Below are 3,032 nucleotides of genomic sequence, written 5' to 3' on the forward strand. Positions count from 1 at the left end.
GCCCTTGGCCCCAGCGGCAAACGCTTCCAGCGCCAGCGGATTGCAGCCGTTGTAGAAGGGCACCTGAGCGTCGCCGAGCAGTTGCAGCTTGTGCATGCGCTGAATGTCGCCGGTGCTCTCCTTGACCATGGTCACGTTTTCCACCTCGTTGACGATGCGCAGAATCAGTTCCACCGACATGTCGGTGCCGCTGGTGGCCGGGTTGTTGTAGAGCATGATCGGCACGCCGATGCTGTCGCCGATGGCGCGGTAGTGCGCAAGGATTTCCGCTTCGCTGAGCTTCCAGTACGAGGCTGGCAGCACCATCACCACGTCGGCGCCGTGGGCTTCGGCGAAGCGTGCACGGCGTATGGCTTTGGCGGTGGTCAGGTCGGACACGCTGACGATGGTCGGCAGCCGTTTGGCCACGTGTTTGATGCTGAACTCGGCTACCTGATCCCACTCGGCGTCGCTCAGGTAGGCGCCTTCGCCGGTGCTGCCCAGCGGGGCGATGGCGTGGACGCCGCTGTCGATCAGGCGATTGATAGACTGGCCGAGCGCCGGCAGGTCGAGGCCTTCACCGTTCGCGCCGAACGGGGTGATGGTGTAGCCGATGATGCCGTGAATGTTGGACATGATGAGTCTCCGGAAAAAGCTGAAATCAGTTCAGGCAATCGGCGTGCTGGCGCAGGTTCTGCCGGGCGTAGTAGTTGAAAGCGGCGGCGTGGCGTTTGGGTTTCGACACCCAGTCATGGGCCTCGCGGCCCAGCGCCGGAATGATCGGTTTGATGGTGCCGGCCGCCATCGCCAGCAGTTGCAGCCTGGCGGCGCGTTCGATCAGTTGGGCGATGACACAGGCTTCTTCGATCGTGGTGCCGGTCGACAACTGGCCGTGGTGCGAAAGCAGAATCGCGCGCTTGTCGCCCAGCGCGCCGGCAATCAGCTCACCTTCTTCATTGCCCACCGGCACGCCCGGCCAGCCTTCGAGAAACGCGCAGTCGTCGTACAGCGGGCACAGGTCCATGTGGGAAATCTGCAGCGGCACTTCCAGCATCGACAGCGCGGCAATGTGCGCCGGGTGGGTGTGGATGATGCAGTTCACGTCTGGCCGGGCGCGGTACACCCAGCTGTGGAAACGGTTGGCCGGGTTGGCCATGCCGTGCCCTTCGAGGACTTCCAGGTCTTCATTGACCAGCAACAAATTGCTCGCGGTGATTTCATCGAACCCCAGGCCCAGTTGCTGAGTGTAATAGGTGCCGGGCTGTGGGCCACGGGCGGTGATTTGTCCGGCCAGACCGGAGTCGTGGCCATTCTCGAATAGAATCCGGCAGGTCAGTGCCAGCTTTTGCCGGTCAGTCCACGTATTATCCGCCAGGCTTTTTTGCATCTGGGTCAGCGCTTGCTTGACCAGTTGTTCTTTGGGTAGTGCTAATGTCTTGGCCATGTGTGTGTCCTTTGGGTGAGAGCAAATGACACGAAAGAGGCTATATGACACAAAGTGTCATTGGCAAGTATAAATCGTCGCTTCCTTGCTGGAATAACCGCTGCGCATGTCTATCCGTTTGAAATTATTGAGAAAAAAACTTGGGGTGACGCTTGAGGCGCTGGCCGAAAAATCCGGCATGACCAAGAGTTACCTGTCGAAAGTCGAGCGCGGGTTGAACACGCCGTCGATCGCTGCCGCGCTGAAACTGGCGAAAGCGCTGAACGTGAATGTCGAGGAATTGTTCTCCGAGGACAGCGTCAGCCTCGACAGCTACAGCCTGGTGCGCAGCCACGAACGCCAGTCCCTGGCGGCCAACGATCAGAGCCCCGGGTATGCGGTGCTGGCGCATCAGGTCAGCGATCGCAACCTGCTGCCGTTCATCATTTACCCGGCGAAGGAATTCACCGACAAGACCTTCAAGGAGCATGTGGGCGAGGAGTTTCTGTTCGTCCACGAAGGGCAGGTGGAAGTCGATTTCATGAACGAGAAGGTGCTGCTCGAGCGTGGCGATGCGCTGCACTTCAATGCACAGAAGCCACACCGGATCCGCTCGGTGGGCGAGGTGCAGGCGCAGTTGCTGGTGGTGGTGCACAGCACCGAAGAATGAGTTGATTGGGCTAAAGCTATCGCGAGCTGGCTCACTCCTACAGTTGAAATGCGATCCCCTGTAGACGTGAGCCTGCTCGCGATGGCGTCGGTAACCTCGCCACTAAACTTCGACCGGCACCGACAGTTTCGGACTGCCGAGTGCATGGCTCTTGGCATCAAAAAAACGCAACTCAACGCCCGTGCCCTCGAACACCTTCGCGTAATGCCGCTTCTGATGCTGAATGAACGCCGCACTGCGCGGATAAATCGAGATCGCCACGGTCTTCGGTTTCGCCAACCGCAAGGCGCGCACGATGTGGGCGTCCTGTTCACCCAGGGCATGGCCAAAGATGCACAGACTGTCGCCATGCCCCAGCAACTGCTCATAGCAGAACGACAGATAATCCGAACTGCGGATGGTCTTGAGCTTGTCCGCGCTCGGCCCTTCGTTGACGAACAGCGGCACGTCGTCCAGCGTCTTGATCGTGTTGTTGATCGCAAAACTGCCGAGCAGGGTGCCTTCGGTCGAGGTCAGTTTGCGCGCAGTGCCGTCCTGATTACGCACCAGGTGCAGACCGCCGTGCAGGTACAGCAGGCGCGGCTTTTCACTGCTGCTTTCGCTCAGGTCGAAACTGGCATCGGGGCCGTTGAACAGGTCGTCTATGGCCTCATTGTTGTGTTGCAGCGCCCAGTAATTGAGCAAGTCGTAGTTGGTGGTGAACACCGTGCGATAACGCGCCAGTTCTTCGTTGAGCGTCGCCAGGGTTGAGGCCTGCACCAGCCGCCACGGAATGTGCACCGCGTGCACGGTATTGATCAGCGCTTCCTTGATCGCGTAGTAGCGGTTGCGCGGTGCCGCCGAGCTGACGGCCAGCGCCTTGTTCACCCGGCTGGTGGTTTTCAGCGCGCCGAGTACCTGCTCGAAGCTGCGCGTCTGCATCGCGTCGAACACGCTCAGTTCCGACGGGCTCAGCGGTTT

General features: G+C 60.0%; 4 protein-coding genes. 1 reads left to right on the top strand and 3 read right to left on the bottom strand.

Features of this window, described 5'->3' with window-relative positions:
- Together DBR24_RS23940 and DBR24_RS23945 are read right to left on the bottom strand one after the other, a co-directional pair.
- Positions 1-618, bottom strand: a 618-nt coding sequence (locus DBR24_RS23940) for a dihydrodipicolinate synthase family protein (RefSeq protein ID WP_256591780.1), incomplete at its 3' end; no start/stop codon positions are given.
- Between the two features lie 22 nt (positions 619-640).
- Positions 641-1,423 (bottom strand): aldolase, encoded by a 783-nt coding sequence (locus DBR24_RS23945; RefSeq protein WP_128615973.1) that lies wholly within the window; start codon positions 1,421-1,423, stop codon positions 641-643.
- Positions 1,424-1,529: 106 nt separating this feature from the next.
- On the opposite strand from DBR24_RS23945, the gene DBR24_RS23950 reads away from it, so the two are divergent.
- The gene (locus DBR24_RS23950; RefSeq protein ID WP_128615974.1) at positions 1,530-2,072 is read left to right on the top strand and encodes a helix-turn-helix domain-containing protein; all 543 of its coding nucleotides are present in this window, start codon (positions 1,530-1,532) and stop codon (positions 2,070-2,072) included.
- 102 nt (positions 2,073-2,174) lie between these two features.
- On the opposite strand, the gene DBR24_RS23955 is transcribed toward DBR24_RS23950, so the two are convergent.
- Positions 2,175-3,032 (bottom strand): DUF4917 family protein (locus DBR24_RS23955; protein WP_128615975.1); only part of this gene is annotated, 858 nt, incomplete at its 5' end.

Origin of the sequence: Pseudomonas sp. HMWF006, assembly GCF_003061205.1 — a bacterium.
In the GTDB taxonomy this organism is placed as follows: Bacteria; Pseudomonadota; Gammaproteobacteria; order Pseudomonadales; family Pseudomonadaceae; genus Aquipseudomonas; species Aquipseudomonas monsensis.